This window comes from Psychrobacter sp. Pi2-1 (assembly GCF_904846645.1).
In the GTDB taxonomy this organism is placed as follows: domain Bacteria; phylum Pseudomonadota; class Gammaproteobacteria; order Pseudomonadales; family Moraxellaceae; genus Psychrobacter.
The window spans coordinates 131,808-150,022 of sequence record NZ_CAJHBO010000006.1 but is presented as its reverse complement, the minus strand read 5'-3'; the positions used below and the strand labels follow the sequence as shown (position 1 = coordinate 150,022).

Here is an 18,215-nt window from a genome sequence, read left to right as displayed (position 1 = left end):
TATCTATTGAGGGTATTATTAAACAAATATTTTATAAATCAAACCCTCAGTAGCAGCTAGTCTCAACAAGTACAGCATTTCTATGCACCTGGTCTTACGCTGATGTCAGGAGCAGGGATATCCCAAATATAGAATTTGCCTTCTTCAACGAGTTTGATTTGTTGAGGAATAACAGTATTGTTAGGGTATTGCCCTTCAAGACGACGTAGACGCTCTAACGCATTAGCACGGCGGTCACTGAGTAGATCTGACTGTGCCAAGCTTTGTTCTGCTTCGGTGTATCCTAAAGCGACAGCTCGGTCTAGATACTTTTGACCTTCTTTGAACCCGCCACCTTCTGATAGCATCATGCCGTATAGGAAGTTAGCCTCACCACTATCAGGTTGCAGCTTGATAGCGCGATCGACATACTGACCACCACGTACCGTGTAGTCTGAACCCAAATCTAGATTACGACCCATACCGTTTAGCTTAGCGGCACGAAGCAATACATCAAAAGACGCGTCTGGCGACTTAGCATAAGGTTCGATCCAATCCGCTAATACTTTGATTTTTTCACGTGTGTAATGGCGCTGTGAGCGGTTAGGGAAGTTTGGTGGATAGTGACGCGCGTTAGGGGATACATCAGCGATGAAGTCATCTAATAAGCTGACATCAAGCTTATCAGTACCTAGCCCTTTTTGTTGTGGAATCAGTACAGTTTTGACAAAGCTCATATCTGATAGTTGTACTTGCGGTGTAGGAATATTCGGAAGTTGTCCGCTACGCAAGTCGATACCGGTAGCTGTCATTGGACCAGGCTCGTAAACGCGGGTAGTACCCTTCATGACAGGTGCAGCAGCAGGCGACATCATTTGCGGTGTTTGAGGTTGAGCAGTACTAACAGGTACATTGTTTTGCAGAGTGCCGCTTAGTTGCATGTTAGTTGTTTGCGCATTAGTCGGCTGGCTGTTGCTCGCAGGTGTTGCTGGTAAACCTGTTTGAGCGGCGTTGGTTTGAGCAGGACTGATAGCTGCATTGGGACGAGCAAGACGAATCACACGTTTGCTTGAATCCATCGCACTAGGTACAGCCGTTGCAGTGGCATCAGTTTCTGCTGCATTCACAGGTGCAGATAACAGCATGGCACAGGTTGCAGCCATGACGGTCAACGTTGCAAACTTCGGTGACTTAATAGAGTGGCTACTAGAGAGAATCGCTTTCATAAAAATCGTTACCTTGTTTAATTTATTTGGTTGTTATTCATTGATTGGACGGTAATATAAATAGCGCATTGCTGCAAAATCGTACAAATTTTTAATACCGTAGCAAATTAAGCTTTACGCTATCTGTGGTAGGATTGTTAATCACTAGAATTAAGCAAACCTACGTAAATCTGTGCAGCTATTAATTAGTAAGAAAATCGATAACAGCAGCTAACCACAGTACCTGTAACCATAAGCTATAAATGATAAGCGGTATCTTTCATACGATTTGCCATCCATCGCATGGTCCGACGTACTGCTGGAGACAAAGCAGCGCCGCCGCTTGCAAGTGCTAGCTCGCGATGATGCAGCTCCTCTTTATCCATTTGTGCCAATATTTCTTTTGAGCGCTGATCATGTTCAGGTAATTGCTTGATATGATCCTGTAGATGCTCGCTGACCTGCGCTTCTGTTTCTGCTACAAACCCTAAGCTAAACTCATTTGAGATCGCGCCTGCGACTGCACCGAGTCCAAAAGACATACCGTACCAAAGCGGCGTAAATACGCTGGCATGGCTACCAAGTTCGCTTAGACGAGTCTCGCACCAGACCAAATGATCGACTTCTTCTTCGGCCGATTGTTGCATGGCTTGTTTGACACCAGTGTCTTTTGCGGCAAACGCTTGGCCATGGTATAGACCTTGCGCACATACTTCACCTGTATGATTGATACGCATAAGACCTGAAACGTGCCGCGCCTCTGTGATGGTCAGCTCAGGAATCTCATCGCTACTGACGGGCAACGGACGCGTGCTTGGATTGGAATGGGGCACGACAGCTCGTAATGCCTTATCGACCCCAAGTAACAACTGGTCAATTTTAGATAAAGGACGCAGGGTCATAACTCACTCCTGATGGTGTTAAAAACTGTCAATAAAATAAAATGTATTACCGTTTAAACGCAACGGCATAATGCGTATTACTATAGCAAACAATCCAAATTATCGGCTCGAATATTACTGTCTAGGTAGCCCATAAATAATCTATAGATAGTGGGCAAACTACTATAGCTATCATAACTAAGAAAACATCATCGCAACATTAGACTGTATTTATGGAGCCAAACTTATTTACGGCGTTAACCATATTTACGGTGCTATACCATCGTTGGTTTGGATAACGGCGTGCTTAATATGTTTATTGAGTTTGATGTATAAAAATGCGCCAAACAATATATTCAATAGCCCTGTCACCAAAAATAGCTGCGGTAGCGTAAACCCTAAAACATTTAAGATAACAATCGCAAAAATCGCTGAGGTAACCATAAATATCGCATTAAAAATGTTATTCGCGCCAACAATACGTGCTCGATGACTCTTAGGTGCGTAGGCTTGCATAGAAGCATATAGCGGTACGATATACAAACCACCACTAAACCCTAATAAGAATAAATCCGCGAAGACACGCCAGCTACCACTTATATTAAACAAATCACCGATGCCAAGTAATATGTCATTATTCACATTTATATCTAAACCTGAAAGTGAAAAATACAAATCAATAGCAAAGATACTTAATCCAGCAATACCAAAAGGCAATAGACGCAAGCTGACTTTGTTTTTGGTCAATGTTTTGCACAGCACCGAACCTATTGATACACCAACAGAAAACAATGTGAGTAAGAAAATAACGACGGACTCATCACCAAGCAAAATCACCTTGCTGAACTCTGGCACTTGGGTCAAAAATGTCGCCCCATAAAACCAAAACCAGCTGTTACCAAGAATGATAAAGAATAAAAAAGGCAGAGAGTATAAGTAACGAACCGTGGCTAAGCTGGTCGTAATAATATTCCAGTTAATCTTCAGGTCAGGCTGCATCGCTGGCATAGTAGGGATATAGCGCGCAGCTAGATATCCCAAAACAGCGACAACCAATACTGTGGCACTAATCCAATATAATGATTGTGATAGCTGAGTCAAAATACCAGCGACAATCATCCCGACCAAAATAGCCAGCGACGTACCCATCTGAAAAAGGCCGTTGGCGCCGACCAACTCATCTTCTTTCATCGCTTGTGGCAGATAAGCGTATTTAATCGGTCCAAAGAAAGTCGAATGTGTACCCATCAAAAACAACGCGACAAATAGCAGTGCATACCATTCAAAGACAAAACCGACTGCGGCAACCGCCATGATGACCAGCTCAAGGAGTTTAATAAACTGCGTGAGCTTTGATTTTTCATATTTATCAGCAATCTGTCCTGCCAAAGCAGAAAACAAAAAGTAGGGCAAGATGAATAACATGGCGGCCAAGTTATTAAGGATACTGACCTCTACGCCCAATTTACTGGCGGCAGTATAAGTGAGCACCAGTATGAGCGCCTGCTTAAAAATATTGTCATTGAATGCGCCCAAAAACTGGGTGAAAAACATAGCGCTAAAACGACGACGCTTGAATAACTGAAACTGGTTGGACATGGACATTCCTACAGATAAATCGCGACTGATAGAGAAAATCGCGGCGCTGAACGATAATTTTTTTATGATAATAATCGTCAATTTTATTAAAAACTATATCAAGATATAGCATAGGTTTTATTAATATTAAGCCGTATAATAGCAAGGCTTCGGTGAAAATACATGCAGTCAATGCTATGATTCGATATTTAACTAAGTTATGATTTATAAATTTTATGTGATTGCGTTTTAGGGTATAAATAGTAGTGAAAACAAAGGTTACTACGGCTACTAACCATTAACACTGACTATAGGCTAGTAGCCTTTTCTAAGCTAGTAGACCTACAAGGCGATAGACACAGAGTGCTAAAGCCGACACTACAGATAACCAGTCATAAAATTAAAGTAGTAAACCATTAATTCCAGATAACTGCTATAAGTTTATTCACCGGTCAGACTTGACGATCGTTATCGTTGATAAGATTGTGCCGCGTGAGCTGATAGGACGTAAAGATGATAAAGCAGCCTTCAACTCGAGCATGCAAGGGTCTCATGATGCAGCGTGACACAGCCATAATCCAAAACGATAGTAATAATCCAAGTACATATCCAGCAGCGCCGCGTAAAAATTTCAGACGCTCTGCACTGTGCACTGCGCTTGCGACCAGTTTGTTCGGTATAGCACCTGCGGCAATGGCAGATACTATTAATAATATAAACAATACCGCTATCACCAACTCATCTGCTGCTGACCAAACTGATAGCAATCAAACGCTTAGTAACCAGACTAACAATAGTCAAGCTGCGAATGATCAGGCATCTATCAAGCAATCAGCTACATTGTCAGATGACGATACTCAGCTAGATATGGCTCTAGATGCGCTACGTCTAAAAAAAGCAGTAGAACAAGGCATCATTGATCAGTCAGTATTGGACGACTATAGCGAACAGAGCTTGGGAATTAAAAAACCTAACTCGACAAAGTCAGGCTCTAAAAACTCGACGACGCAAAATGCCAATGCTCAAAACGCAACTTCTCAAAACAAAAACACTCAAAATCTAGAAACTTTCACTGATAGTCCAAGTACTTCATATAATCCCAATAACTCTCAATCAATCGCTTCTAATGATGACCTGTTGCAACAAGCAACCGAGATTCAGCAGCAGGGTTATCAAATGATGACCCCTGAGCAGATCGATCGTGAGCTAGCGGCAATGGATGCGCAGAATGCTCAAGATATTAATAGTATTAATATTAGCAATAACGACAGTGACTTTGATGCGCCAATCGCTACGTTAGATGACACAACATCGCCAATTGGTCTCGATGTAGAGCTAGATGCGACAAACTTGCCAGCGCCTAGCAATCTTGATACGTTGGGTAGAAATGAAACAACGCAAGAGCAGGCGAGTACAGCTGAAGGGATGTCACGTCCGATTGAGGTGAGTGGCGCTGTTAGCAATGAAGATGTCGCTAGGAATGAAGCTATTGTTAAGAATGAAAATGGTCTGACGACTGATGATAGTAGTGATGAGGTGATAGCTGGTACGAATGTGCCTGCCAATGTAGAAGGTACGACGACAGATATTATCAATCCGAATGACTATCTACCAGATTATCAGAATGATACTCAGGCCGTCGATCAAAGTATCGAACAAGCCAATAGACCACGGCCACGCGCGCGCAATAGAGGTAATATCGTGACGCGTCTGTACAATCGCTTTTTTAATGACGGTGGCGTGGTAGCTTTGCCAAATGTAGAAACCGCTATTTATCTAGAGCAAGTATCCGCTGAAGACTCTCCTAACGGTAAGGCTCAGCTGATTGAAGCTGACAACGACATTCAGCCAATGAAAAACATCAAAGCAGCACTGGATGATACTTCCGTTCAGTCGGTTATTGACTTTACTGCGGCATTGCCACGTTTGCGTGAGACGGCACAGAATGCTGCTAAAGCCGTTGGTTACTACGAGGTTGAGCTGCGTCTGACCCAACCTGACCGCGATACAGTCAATGTTGTGATTGAAGAGCTAGGCGAGCCGGTACTGGTAGACAGCCGTATTATTGAGATTCGCGGTGAGGGTAGTGAGCAAGAAGAGTTTGCATCGCTTGAGGCAGACTTGCCACCGCAAGAAGGTGATATTTTTAATCACCGTGTCTATAAGAGCAGTAAAGCTGCGTTAGAGGCCTTGAGCAATACCTATGGCTATTTTGACCAGTATTGGTTGAACAAATCCGTTGATATCATCTTGCCGGACAACAAGGCAGATGTCTCGTTGGTTTATAACACGGGTGATCGTTACGAGTTTGACGATGTGGTGTTTTTTACCTATGACAAAGAAACCAATACGCTGACCCAAGATCCTGACAAACTGCCAGTAGAGCTTTCATTATTACAACAGCTCTATGGCTTTACGCCGGGTGAGCCCTTTTATCGTCCAGCAGTTACTAAGTTCAGTAATGACTTATCGGCAACTCGTTACTTTAATACGGTCAACGTCGAGTCGATACTACCACCAACTGATAGTAGTGAAGCTGGTACCTTAGCGTTTGACAATGCTGCTACCGAGGGTAACGACACATTAGATGACGATATTAATAATGTGGACAATGATAGCGTCGCAGATCTGAGTAGCAATGATGGCGCAGCTGCCTTAAATGTGACGGCTAGTAAAGAAGATACGGTTAACGATAATAGTGATATAGGTGCAGAGAGCGATAGTGCTCTGAGTGCTAATAGTGGCGAGACGGTCAATGAAGCGGATATCGCTGCTATTGATTTTGAGGCTGATGAAGCCACCCTTGATAAGCTGCAAGCTATCAGACAAAAAGCAGAACGATTAAGCCGCTTGCCGAATGATCGCGTGCTTGATGAAAAAGATCAGGAAGCTGATAATTTATTGGGCAAAATCAGTGACTCAATTAGTAATGTCGCACAAAAGATATTCCCTGATGAGAAGATTTTGATTAATGATGAGAACTTTGTACCTCCAACGCTAGCAGGACGTAAAACGCCGCAAGACGTTGCAGAAAGCAAAAAAATACCTTTATATGTGTTTGTATACGCGGATAAACCACGTGATGCTCAAGTTGGTCTGGGTTATGGAACAGATACAGGCGTTCGCGCCACCGCAAAAATTGACTACAACTTGCTCAATCGCCAAGGCTATCAAGCAGGTGCAGAAACAGAAGTGTCGAGAATCAGCAAAAACGTGGCTGTGTATGCCAGTCGACCATGGAATCATCCGCTCAATGATAAGCTAGATGGGCGTCTTACTTATGAAGAGGAAGTGATTGACCAAGGTGAAGGCAACTTTGATCTATCAACCACGACACTAAAAGCGGCCTTGGCACGCAATATCCGTAGTGACACTGGTTGGAACCGTAGCTACTCTGTGCGTTACCGCTTGGATGAGCTTGAGACGGGGGTTGATGGGGCAGCATTAGATGATTTGCCTATCCGCTTTACCTCTTCAAGTCCGAAACAGCGTGCGCTATTGTTTGGCTATGGTATGAATAAAACAGATACTGATAACGCTACTAACCCAACGCAGGGCATGCGCCAGTACTACTCAATCGAGGCTGGCACTGATAGCGCATTCAGTGATACCGATATGGCGATTATTCGCGCAGGCGTTAGTGGTATCTATAGCTTTGGCGAAGACAAAAAGCATCAAGTATTAGGTAGTGCTAATGCCGGTTATATTTGGGCCGATGATTTTTACGATGTGCCTTATAAACTGCGTTTCTTTGCAGGTGGCGATCAGAGTATCCGCGGTTATGATTACGAGAGCTTGTCACCATTAGATAAAGGCTATCTAACGGGCGGGCAGGTACTAGCGGTCGGTAGTGCTGAGTATAACTATGAATTTAAACCAGGTTTCCGTGGTGCATTCTTCACAGATGTCGGTAATGCCTATGACAAAGATTTTGATACTGAGACAAAAGTCGGCGTTGGTGTCGGTATCCGCTGGGCATCGCCTGTAGGAATGGTGCGTGTCGATGTGGCTGCTGGCGTGACCGAGGAAAGTATTCCAGTACGACTACACTTCTTCATTGGCTCGCCGTTATAATCGCTCAATGTAGTAGTTCCAAATGTTTAGTAGCTCCAAATGTTCTAATTATCACTTATCGTACCGATTGCTGGTCTTCATTTTTTAACGTAGTTGAGTGTCATGCTGACAGAAAATACCCCGCCTAATAATACTCCAGATGAAGATCCAGCACAGCGTGATGCCCGTGCCGTTAGGCGTTGGTATCCGTTATCATTTTTGCTCAAACTTCTGGTATTGATACTTATCGTACTAGCCATCATGTTTGCCATATTCTTTTATGCGGCTGGGACTGACGCTGGTACGAAGTTTATATTAGAAAAAATCAGTGTCGAAACAGGTATTGATTTTAAATATGGACGCGGTAACCTGCGCGATGGTATTTGGGTCACTGATATCGATATTGAAGCGACTGAAGATCTTGAGATATTGGTAGATAAAGCCTATGTGAAAATAGGCTGGCGTGCAGTATTTGCAAAAGAAGTGCATTTAAGTGATGCAGACATCCAGACCATAGAGATTATCAATAAAAAACCGCCTACTGGTGAACCGTTTGATTATAAAACTTTAAAGTTGCCAGTAAACTTGCGTTTTGATCAAGCAAAAATTAAGAAAGTCACCTATAAGCAAGTAACCAAAGATCCTATCGTTATTCAAGATATTACGGCGCGTGACCTGACGTGGGTAGGTAGCACGGTGACTGTTGGCCGTGGTGATTTGCAGTATGCTGATATCGTAAAAGTCAGTGCCTTACAAGGAGAGATCGACCTACAGGGCGACTATCCACTAGATTTGAGTGCGATTGCGGAAGTCAGCGCCCTTGAAAAAGCCTATATCGACCCGTTAAATATCTCTGCAACGGGAACGCTTAAACGTACTGTTGGTAAAGTACGTAGTCGTTATAACGATAGTGATGTAAAAGGCGACTTTGTAGTACAGGGGCTGGATGCGGGTGCGCCGTTTGATGCAAAACTACAGTGGGATGATATTCTCATCCCTTATGCCGATAGTCAAAACATTCGCCTACAAAGCGGTACAGCCACAGCTTCTGGTGTCATCTCTGAGATACGATTGCGTATCAATACTGAATTGACGGCTAAAGACATTCCATCAGGTCATTATCAAGGCCGCGCTGTTATCGCCAACAGTCAGCTACGTATAGATCGCTTGGATGCTGACGTGCCAGCGGGACGTTTGGCGTTGCAAGGTATTTTAGATTGGAAAGACAGCTTTGAGGCCACGGTGCGTGCGACGGGTAGCAACTTTGATATTCGCCAAGCTATTCCGGCTGAATATACTGATTTTAAAGCTTATGCGCCGCAAACTCTAAACGGTAGACTGTCACTGCGTTATCAGCAGCAGAATCCTACTGGTAATACGCAGATCGATGCAGATTTGCGTCAGCGCGATGGTGAGCATATCAATGCCAATATGGTTCGCGGTAAAACCTCTGCCAAATCTAAGCAGGTTGCGCCTTGGTATATTGATGCTAACTGGAAAAACTTAACCCGCCGTAACGTACCCAATATTGGCAATATCGACAGTCCTAGTGGGCAGGCGGACGTCATTGTTCGTGGTTCGACTCTATCAGTCGATGCCAATGCCCTTATCAATGAACTAAATGCTGCTCCCAAGGGTAACTATGATCTACGTATACGTAAGGCTGGTGATGTCATTGATATCAATCGTCTTAATTATAACGGCATAGTAGGAGATTTATCCGGCACAGGGCAGATTCAGTTAGCGAGCAAACAGCGTCCACTGATATGGCAGATTGACGCCAGTACCAAAGGTCTACTCCCTAAGAAATATCGTAGCGATTTACCGCTTGAGCGCCTAACAGGTATTATAAGTGCACGTGGTCGACTGCTAAATATCACTAAAGATGGTGTCAGCGGACAACGTCACGTGATTACTTTAAACAATACCGATATGCAAGCGCAGCTCGATGCGACGCAAGCGGATCGTGCTATCGGTATTACTGGTGCTGGTGATGCCAGTGTCGATATCATAGGTGGTGAGCTGTCAGTATTTGATGCGCGTTTTGATGGTCGGATTGATACAGCAGATGTACCACAAGGTCGCCTATCTATCGATGCTGCGGGTACGCCAAAGCTGATTAGTATTCGTAAGCTGAATTATAAGGGTGAAGCGGGCGCAGTTGATGCGAAAGGTGTTATCGACTTACGTAAAAACATCGGCTGGAATATAGATGGTCGTTTTGATCAGTTTAACTTGGGTTATTTCTTACCCAATAATCCAGCAATAATTACAGGCGATCTAAAAACCAGTGGCGAGTGGCAAAATGCGTCCAAAAACAGTAAAAATACCGTAGGGACATTGCAGCGCTTTGCCGTAAATTTTAACGGCATATTGGATGCCGAGCAATTGCCAGCAGGTAAGCTGAATATAGAAGCCAGTGGTGACAGTCAGCTGATACGTATCAACCGTTTCCGTCATGTAGGTGCGGCAGGTAGCATCGATGCCAGCGGAACCGTTGACGTGCGTCAAGGCGTTGCATGGGATATCAACGCGGTGATGGATCGTTTTAACATTGGTTATTTCCTAAAAGACACCCCAAGCCTTATCACTGGTACGATTGATACAGATGGCCGCTGGAGTGACACGCAGCAAATCATCAATATTAAACAAGTCAATCTGAATGGCATGCTAAAAGGTCAGCAACTGAGTGCCAAAGGCAGCCTATCAGCGAAAATGCGTTTGCCTAAAGATTTAGCAAGTTACTTCAAACAACTTCAGACCCAAGATGCGCAAGCACAATACAAGCAAGTAAATGCTTTGATTGATAGCTTAAACGCTAATAATCTGGTGCTGCGTTGGGGTGACAACTATGTCACGGCTAACGGCAATGCCAAACAGCTACAAACCAAAATTAATATCACCAGTCTAGACCAACTATCTAGCCAACTGGCTGGTAAAGTCACGGGCGGTGCCACGCTGTCTCAACCAGCTGGTCAAGCACTGCCTACTATTTATATTGATTTGGTCGGTGAAAGACTCGCGCTACCTGGCTTTATATTGCGTCAAGGCCGTGTACGCGGCAAGCTCGTCAATTTAGCCAATAGCCCAAGCCAGTTAATCGTGACGGCTGAAGGTCTAGATGCTGCTGGTCAAAGTTTCGATAGTGTCAAAGCGTCCTTTAATGGTACCGAAAAATCCCATGTGGTCGATCTCAATGTGGCCAATAAGCAACTCGATGTTGGTGCTAGGCTAAAAGGTGGTTTTGATCGAGACAGGCTAAGTTGGTCAGGTGTCATTGGAAAAGGCCGTATTAAATCTAAATATGCGACTTTGAATCAATTGCAACCTGCACAGCTGATTGTGAATTTACCATACAATCAGGGTGGTGAGAATCGTGATCTAAAAGTACAGCTTGCCGCTCACTGCTGGCAGGCCGCGGATCAAACCGGCAAGCTCTGTCTACGAGAAAAATTAGTGGCATCGCCAGACCAAGGTGAAGTCAATGTAGCGTTGCAGAATTTAGACACGTCGTTATTCTCAGTGTTCTTACCAGAAGATATTGACTGGAACGGCAAGATTAATGGTAAAGCAATCGTCGGATGGCAACGTGGTCGTCCGCCAACTATCAATACCACGCTATACTCAGACAATGGCAAGATTGGCCTTGTTCAAGATGGCGAGAGCACATCAATGACTTTGCCATACAAACGTGTCTCTCTCATTGCTCTGTCTGTGCCTGAGGGTATCAAGCTGCGTACTGATATCAATACTGGACGCGGTGCGCGTGGCTATGCTGAAGTGATCGTCGATCCTTATAAAGACCCTAAACCAATCTCTGGTGCATTGGTGCTAAACGAGCTTGATCTTGCGATATTTAAGCCTTTCTTCCCCGGTATGCGTGTCCTAAGAGGTAACGTCACAATGGCGGGTGGTCTAGGTGGTACCTTAACCAAACCGCAGTTCTATGGCGACGTAAAACTCTCTGACGGCCGTATAGCCATGCTTGATTTACCCGTGAATCTGTCCAAAGTAAATGCGGCAGCCAAAATCCGCGGCACGCAAGCGACTATTGACGGCACATTCAATAGTGGTACAGGTGAAGGTGAATTGTCAGGGACAGTCAACTGGCAGCAAAAACTGCAGGCCAAGTTGAGTATTGTCGGTGAAGGTCTGGTCATCACTCAGCCGCCATTACTGGTTGCTGAAATTGATCCTGATATCGATATTATCGTGCGTCCAGGCGACCGTTATGTCGATATAAAAGGGGCGATCAGTGTGCCGTCTGCGACCATTCGTCCGCCTGAAGCCAGCGAAGATATCATCACTCAGACTGAGGATGCAGTCGTACTAGATCGTCGTTTGATTGGTAATATCGATGAAGTACTGGCTATCTCAAAACCTTGGTCAATCAATGCGGATATCGGTGTTGATTTGGGCGATGATATCAACTTCCGTGGTTTTGGCGCAGTCATTCCATTGGCAGGTGCTATTAATGTTACTCAGAATGGCACAGGTATCATGCGTGCCAGAGGTGTTGTGCAGGTCTCACGCCGTACCAATATCAATGCTTTTGGCCAAAGCCTAGAGTTGAATTATGGTCAAGTGCGTTTCAATGGTGATGTGATGAAACCGAGCTTGAGTATTGAAGCAGCCAAAACGATTAATGGAAAAACAGTTGGTCTGCGTGTCAAAGGAACGACTGAAAGCCCTAATATTATCGTCTTCAACAATGCAGGTCTAACTCAGCAGCAAGCCATGAACGCGTTGGTGACGGGCCGCATCGATAATAAGAGCGCGACACAAATCAGTGAGCAAGGGTTTAAGTCGCAAGTGACTAATAATCTGGCTGCCGCTGGACTGAGCTTTGGTCTGAGTGGCACTCGTAGCCTGACCAATCAAATCGGGCAAGCGTTTGGCTTGCAAAGTCTGACCGTCGATGCCTCAGGTAGTAGCGAGGACACAAATGTCAACGTCACAGGTTACGTGACCCCTGATTTATACATTCGTTATGGTGTGGGTGTTTTCAATGCGCAAAACAGTCTTTCTGTTCGTTATCAATTGACGCGCCGTATCTATGTAGAAGCAAGCTCAGCAGCGGAAAATGCAGTGGATGTGGTCTATAGTTGGCAGTTCTAAATTGTTTATTTAGAGGACGACTGCTTTTTAATTGATGTCAACTGAGAGAGCTTCTAAAATTATTTTTAAGTTTTATAACATGCAAAAAAACGCCTCATAATGAAGGCGTTTTTTTATAGAAGTATTGAAAAAGGTATCACTGAAATAGACGTTACTTGGTTAGAATCAAGCGATTGTTGCGAGTTAGGCGTAGTCGATACTCTTCGCCTTCATGCTCGATACGTACCTCTTTAGTCAGTGCAAATAGATGTTGTGATTGCAAAGTAGGCAGACGGTTTTCACGACAGTTTAAATAACGAGAGATGACCATGCTCATAGTAAATTCCTTTTGAGAAGAAGTGGCTTAAAAAATTGGCTAACCATAGCGTAATTGTTTTTAACGATAATAATTATCATTTAGATTTGATAAATTTGCAAGGCAATTGATAAAATAAAATGCAGTTATTATGTAAATTTATCTAAGTTTGCTGTCGTAAACCATCTCGAATGAAAATTTTATCCATATAAATTAATGAGTTAGGCGGTAAATTTAAATAAATCATCTAGCCTATAAAAACTATTAAATTATCAAAAATAATCAGAGTAAACACCGAAATAAAGGATATAAGTATGTTGGACGGGTCAAATCAACAATCACAAACTAAGAAAGACAGTAAGGCGAAAACTAACAAACCTAGCATCGTCAATGTTGCAATAGCTGTCATTCATTATAAAGATCAGTATTTGCTTGGGTTTCGAGATGCTACTCAGCATCAGGGAAATCGTTACGAGTTCGTTGGCGGAAAGATAGAAGCAGATGAGTCAGCAGCGCAGGCGTTGATAAGAGAAGTGGCTGAAGAGACAGGTATTCTGCTTGATAATAATACTATCGTTAAGCTTGGGCGTTTGCATCATGATTATGGTGATAAGCAGGTCAGCTTACAGGTTTATAAGATTGAGCTGACAGCAGAGCAGTACGAGCATCATAAACACCGTGAGCAGGGTTTAGAAGGGCAGGCATTAACTTGGGTGAGCAAATCACAGCTTTTAGCAGGAGCGTATCATCTGCCCGCTGCTAATAAGACAATACTTGAATGGTTGAAGCTCCCATCGAAGATAACGATTACTTATCCTCTAGCACATTTTGGCACATACACTGATGCAGCAGTGGCATGGCTACAGTATCACCAAGAAAATTTAGCATCAGAGTCGTGGGTATATATCCGCTTGAAGGACGTAAATTCTAAGCATCTTGCTGAACAATTGATAACGACACGTCCAGATATTTTAGCGATTTTACCTAGTGATAATGAGCAGCCTTTAAATGGGCAAGGCTCACTAACCGCTAATGAGACAAAGATTGGCCAGCGAAAAGTTGCCAAGCATCTGACACAAACGACACTGATGCAGTGCTTTGATAAGGATGGCAGTTCTACAGCTCTCAAGCAGTCGTTATCTGAAGACCATCCGCTTATCGTCAGCTGCCATGACATTGCGAGCATAACGGCAGCCAATCAACTTGCCAGCATGCGCATACAGAATGCATTACCACCAGTGATTGGTGCTTTCGTATCGCCTGTACTCGCTACCCAAACGCATCCTAATGACGTACCGCTTGGTTGGGACGCATGGTCAGCGTTAGCAGATTTAGCTGATATGCCTGTCATTGGGTTAGGTGGACTAGAACCTGCTATGCTCAACCAAGCATTGCAGTATGGCGGTATCAGTGTGGCAGGTATTCGTCAGTTTATATAATCCGCATGACTCAAAAAAGCTATAGGGAATCCATCGTGTCATTTGCCTGAATGTGACCCGTATTAGACGTGCGTATTAAGCTTAGTAAGTTCAAATAACTGATTTTTAACTTAGTTATCCAGCAAGTAACTGTGTGGTTATGATGTGTTCAAACAACACTCAAACCCCATAGTTACTTACAAACCGTTGCGTTTTCCTACATTGCACTACTGTTTTAATAGTCCAGTTGTCCTTAATATATATTGCATATCTACGATACGTTGATCTTATTTCTATAGACGAATGACTAATCAAAAGTGATGCTCAAAACACAATAATAAAAAAGCTTTTGTAGAGTCAAGTTTTGCACGAATAATTTATATCAAAGCAAATGGCTTTTAGAAAACGAGACCAAATAGATGCCGTACATAAAGCGTTTTTAACAATCACTATTTAAGAATGGTACTCCTATGAAAACCAATAAGTTACCTGAGTCAGCATGGACTGATTCACAGGCAGCTGGTTCTCAACTTCAGCAGCCTAAGCAATCGCTCAATGACAATGAATATGGCGATGATACACAACAGACAAACCAAGCTAGTAACGATGCTAGCTATAATCACGACAGCTCGAATGGCGAATATTCGCACCATCTGGCAAAAGACACGTCTTCGCAAGACAGCTATTTTGGATACAAAAGCGCCGACAAAAGCCCTAGGGCAAAAGAGTCAGCTATGAGTAACAATGAGATAAGCGAAGATCTAACAAATAGCAATGAGGACAATCATGACGTGGCTGGTGGCTATAAATCATCTGGTTATAAGTCAGCGCAAAATAAGCAACCACAAAAGCTAAATGAAGATGAGCCATTGATGTCAGGTCTGTTAGAGGATCAAATAGGTAATCTAAACAGGGGTTCTGAACACGCCATCGACGCTGAGCAAATGAGTGATGCATCAACAAATAATTCATCTTACAAAGAAATACCGGAGCGCATATTTATGAATGGACTGATCAAACATACAGGCATTGCCTTAGCAATTATTATACCGTTAGCAGCGTTCTCAGCCTATGCGGCCACGCCGCCAGTAAACATGGCAACTAATAACACGGCAACTAATGGCATGTCTGATGATGCGATGAGTGAGAAGGCCACGACCGATATGCTATCGGTTAAGCCGAGTGATATTATTCATAAATCTGCAAGCACGCCAACTACCGTAGATAGTGTAGATCTAAATACCTATGCAGGTACTTGGTATGAAATCGGCCGTTTGCCGATGTATTTTCAACGTAAATGTGCTGGTGATGTGACCGCTAACTATGCTCAAAAAGATGACGGTTCAGGAATCATGGTTACTAACAAGTGTGTGAGCGAGGACGGTTCAGGCATCGTGGCAGAGGGTTTGGCTAAGCCAGTCGATGAAAGCGGTAGCAAACTAAAAGTGACGTTTTTACCGAAGTGGATTCGCTGGATTCCAGTCGGCCGTGCTGATTATTGGGTGCTAGCACGTGATGCAGAGTACAAAACTGCGCTAGTAGGGACGCCTGATAAAAAATACTTATGGCTACTAGCACGCTCGCCAAATGTCAGTCAGGAAACGTATACTAAATATCGTCAAATTGCTCAGCAGCAAGGCTACGACTTAAAAGAGTTTACATTGACGTCGCAGAGCAATCAAACGGTGAATCTAGCACCATAATAGATGTAACTGAATTTACTGCTTTAATTAAACCATATAGCGATTAGTATTTTATTACGTCTCGAATAAGGCAGCATATATAGCTGCCTTTATTTTTATTACTAGCTGTATATGAGAACTATATATAAGAGCTATATACGAGAATGAAACCTATTATACACACTAGCTAATCGGTTACTACTGGCAAAATGAGGCGTTTTAGGCTAAAATCTAGGCGATTCAAATACTCTAGTGTCAATGACCCATATTGATAGTGGTTGATTATCATATTAGAGTCGCCATTTAGAGCATACACGACCTATCTATTTTATACTTCTTCATATTTTATTGATCATACATTACTGACCATAAGGATGTTTCTCGTGAGCAACGCTGATACCTTACGCCAATTACATCAAGACCACTTGAACAACTACAACAATCAAGAGCAACAAGCGATTGAGCTTATGGGGCTACTAAACAAGCTCTATAACAAGCAAGACGTACAAGTGACTTTGTTTGGCGAAACGCTAGACTCTACCTCAGTTGGTCAAATACTTGCTTTGCATCAAAAAGTAGCACTACGCGATCATGGTGCCCAAGCTATCGATATCGCTGATACTCTAGCGATGGTAAAAGTTATCTCAGAAAACACTGATATCCAAGCCACTCGTATTGATGTTGGTCAATTGATTGCTAATGATACTGACTTACAAACCGCTCTACAGTCTATCAACAACGCTGGTGCTGTAAATGGCGCGACAGATGTTGTACTGTACGGTTTTGGCCGTATCGGTCGTATCTTGACTCGTCTGCTATTGTCACAAGCGTCAAGCGCAAAAGGTCTACAACTAAAAGCGATCGTTGTACGTCCAGCTGCTGCTGGTGACTTGGCTAAGCGTATCTCATTGCTTGAGCGTGACTCAATCCATGGTAGATTCTTAGGCGGCATCAGCATTGATGATAATAACAACGGCATGATCGTTAACGGTCGTTTTGTACAAGTTATCTATGCCAAAGACCCAAGCGAAATCGACTATACTGCTTATGGTATCGACAATGCTCTTGTTATCGATAACACGGGTATCTGGAAAGACGAAGCGGGCCTTGGTAAGCACCTGCAGTCTACTGGCGTGAAAAAAGTACTACTAACCGCACCTGCTGGCGGTGATATCAAAAACGTCGTTTATGGTGTGAACAATGATACCGTTGGTGATGATACGATCGTTAGTGCTGCTAGCTGTACGACCAATGCGATTACGCCAACGTTGAATGTATTAAATGATGAGTACGGTATTGTAAATGGTCATGTAGAGACTATTCACTCATTTACCAATGATCAGAACTTGGTTGATAACTATCATAAAGCTGACCGCCGTGGTCGTAGTGCGGTGATGAACATGGTTATCACTAGTACTGGCGCTGCAAAAGCCGTTGGTAAAGCATTGCCAGAACTAAACGGTAAGCTAACGGGTAACGCTATTCGTGTACCAACACCAAACGTCAGCCTAGCAATATTGAACGTGAATCTGAAAACTGCTCCAGCAAGCGCTGATGCGTTAAATGAGTTCTTGCGAAAAATGGCTAATAGCAGCACTTGGCAGTCGCAGATTGCTTATACAGATTCTACAGAAGCGGTATCAACGGATTTCGTTGGTACGACTCATGTGGGTATTATTGATGCTCAAGCCACTATTTTGACTGACAACCAAGCCATCGTATATGTTTGGTATGACAACGAAGTAGGTTATAGTACTCAGGTATTGCGTTTGGCGACGCAAATGGCCGGAATCAGCTACGCTCAGATTCCAGCATAGATTACTAAATACAGTAGAGCAATAACGTCATACCAAGTATAGTAGCGCTATCGTGTCACAAGAATGGCGCTGTAGCAGGTGCTACTTTGAATAGCTTGGTAGGACTTTAACTGTCATACTTAAACACCCGATAGTCCGATTGATTATCGGGTGTTATTGTCATAATGGGCATGACGTAACATAGCTTCT

Annotated in this window: 9 protein-coding genes; 5 read left to right on the top strand and 4 right to left on the bottom strand. The window is 43.5% G+C overall.

Features of this window, described 5'->3' with window-relative positions:
* Positions 1–80 precede the first annotated feature (80 nt).
* The 3 genes from JMX91_RS05530 to JMX91_RS05520 all read right to left on the bottom strand — a co-directional run bounded on the left by JMX91_RS05530 (position 81) and on the right by JMX91_RS05520 (position 3,664).
* Complete coding sequence (locus tag JMX91_RS05530) at positions 81–1,205, bottom strand: tetratricopeptide repeat protein (protein ID WP_201548048.1); 1,125 nt, start codon at positions 1,203–1,205, stop codon at positions 81–83.
* Between the two features lie 236 nt (positions 1,206–1,441).
* Positions 1,442–2,086, bottom strand: a complete 645-nt coding sequence (gene coq7, locus JMX91_RS05525; RefSeq protein ID WP_201548047.1) for a 2-polyprenyl-3-methyl-6-methoxy-1,4-benzoquinone monooxygenase — start codon at positions 2,084–2,086, stop codon at positions 1,442–1,444.
* A gap of 246 nt (positions 2,087–2,332) precedes the next feature.
* Entirely contained in the window at positions 2,333–3,664 is a 1,332-nt protein-coding gene (locus tag JMX91_RS05520) for an MFS transporter (protein ID WP_201548046.1), read from the bottom strand.
* A gap of 492 nt (positions 3,665–4,156) precedes the next feature.
* On the opposite strand from JMX91_RS05520, the gene JMX91_RS05515 reads away from it, so the two are divergent.
* Both JMX91_RS05515 and JMX91_RS05510 read left to right on the top strand, forming a co-directional pair.
* The gene (locus JMX91_RS05515; RefSeq protein WP_201548045.1) at positions 4,157–7,717 is read left to right on the top strand and encodes an autotransporter assembly complex protein TamA; all 3,561 of its coding nucleotides are present in this window, start codon (positions 4,157–4,159) and stop codon (positions 7,715–7,717) included.
* Between the two features lie 102 nt (positions 7,718–7,819).
* Positions 7,820–12,814 (top strand): translocation/assembly module TamB domain-containing protein, encoded by a 4,995-nt coding sequence (locus JMX91_RS05510; protein ID WP_201548044.1) that lies wholly within the window; start codon positions 7,820–7,822, stop codon positions 12,812–12,814.
* A 151-nt stretch (positions 12,815–12,965) separates the two neighbouring features.
* On the opposite strand, the gene hemP is transcribed toward JMX91_RS05510, so the two are convergent.
* Positions 12,966–13,124: a hemin uptake protein HemP gene (hemP, locus tag JMX91_RS05505; protein WP_227672156.1), complete on the bottom strand. Its 159-nt coding sequence runs from the start codon at positions 13,122–13,124 to the stop codon at positions 12,966–12,968.
* Positions 13,125–13,423: 299 nt separating this feature from the next.
* On the opposite strand from hemP, the gene JMX91_RS05500 reads away from it, so the two are divergent.
* The 3 genes from JMX91_RS05500 (at position 13,424) to JMX91_RS05490 (ending at position 18,026) form a co-directional block, all read left to right on the top strand.
* Positions 13,424–14,548: an NUDIX domain-containing protein gene (locus JMX91_RS05500; protein ID WP_201548043.1), complete on the top strand. Its 1,125-nt coding sequence runs from the start codon at positions 13,424–13,426 to the stop codon at positions 14,546–14,548.
* 449 nt (positions 14,549–14,997) lie between these two features.
* The gene (locus JMX91_RS05495) at positions 14,998–16,230 is read left to right on the top strand and encodes a lipocalin family protein (RefSeq protein WP_201548042.1); all 1,233 of its coding nucleotides are present in this window, start codon (positions 14,998–15,000) and stop codon (positions 16,228–16,230) included.
* Between the two features lie 353 nt (positions 16,231–16,583).
* Complete coding sequence (locus tag JMX91_RS05490) at positions 16,584–18,026, top strand: glyceraldehyde-3-phosphate dehydrogenase (RefSeq protein WP_201548041.1); 1,443 nt, start codon at positions 16,584–16,586, stop codon at positions 18,024–18,026.
* Positions 18,027–18,215: the final 189 nt, after the last annotated feature.

What these genes read in the sequence shown, in the direction of transcription:
- JMX91_RS05530 (WP_201548048.1), bottom strand. Translation starts at nt 1,205, where the DNA reads ATGAAAGCGATTCTCTCTAGTAGCCACTCTATTAAGTCACCGAAGTTT.
- coq7 (WP_201548047.1), bottom strand. Translation starts at nt 2,086, where the DNA reads ATGACCCTGCGTCCTTTATCTAAAATTGACCAGTTGTTACTTGGGGTC.
- JMX91_RS05520 (WP_201548046.1), bottom strand. Translation starts at nt 3,664, where the DNA reads ATGTCCAACCAGTTTCAGTTATTCAAGCGTCGTCGTTTTAGCGCTATG.
- JMX91_RS05515 (WP_201548045.1), top strand. Translation starts at nt 4,157, where the DNA reads ATGATAAAGCAGCCTTCAACTCGAGCATGCAAGGGTCTCATGATGCAG.
- JMX91_RS05510 (WP_201548044.1), top strand. Translation starts at nt 7,820, where the DNA reads ATGCTGACAGAAAATACCCCGCCTAATAATACTCCAGATGAAGATCCA.
- hemP (WP_227672156.1), bottom strand. Translation starts at nt 13,124, where the DNA reads ATGGTCATCTCTCGTTATTTAAACTGTCGTGAAAACCGTCTGCCTACT.
- JMX91_RS05500 (WP_201548043.1), top strand. Translation starts at nt 13,424, where the DNA reads ATGTTGGACGGGTCAAATCAACAATCACAAACTAAGAAAGACAGTAAG.
- JMX91_RS05495 (WP_201548042.1), top strand. Translation starts at nt 14,998, where the DNA reads ATGAAAACCAATAAGTTACCTGAGTCAGCATGGACTGATTCACAGGCA.
- JMX91_RS05490 (WP_201548041.1), top strand. Translation starts at nt 16,584, where the DNA reads ATGTTTCTCGTGAGCAACGCTGATACCTTACGCCAATTACATCAAGAC.